Source organism: Mesorhizobium sp. Arg314, from assembly GCF_053714275.1.
Genome location: NZ_JBSKBP010000281.1, coordinates 1 through 374, shown reverse-complemented (window position 1 = coordinate 374; position 374 = coordinate 1). Strand labels below are relative to the sequence as shown.

Annotated in this window: 1 protein-coding gene; it reads left to right on the top strand. The window is 63.9% G+C overall.

What is annotated here, in order from left to right:
• On the top strand, positions 1 to 374 hold a 374-nt coding region (locus ACWGS9_RS36125; RefSeq protein WP_454509518.1), incomplete at both ends, for an IS66 family transposase.

Here is a 374-nt window from a genome sequence, read left to right as displayed (position 1 = left end):
TTTGCCCGCTCTGGCGTCGAACTCGATCGCACGGTGATGGCGCCATGGATGGGCAAGGTCGGCTTCGAACTGCAGCCTCTGGCCGACTATGTGCTGGAACGCATCAAACAGGCCGAACGGATCTTTGCCGACGAGACCAGCCTTCCGACGCTCGCGCCAGGGACCGGCAAGACCAAAACGGCCTGGCTATGGGCCTACGCCCGCGACGATAATCCGTTTGGCGGGGCCAGTCCGCCGATGGTCGCCTACCGCTTCGAAGACAGTCGCGGTGGCGAGTGTGTCGCGCGTCATCTCAATGGGTATCGCGGCATTCTGCAAGTCGACGGCTATGCGGCATACAACCGGCTGGCCCAGTCGGCCGGCGCCAATGACGG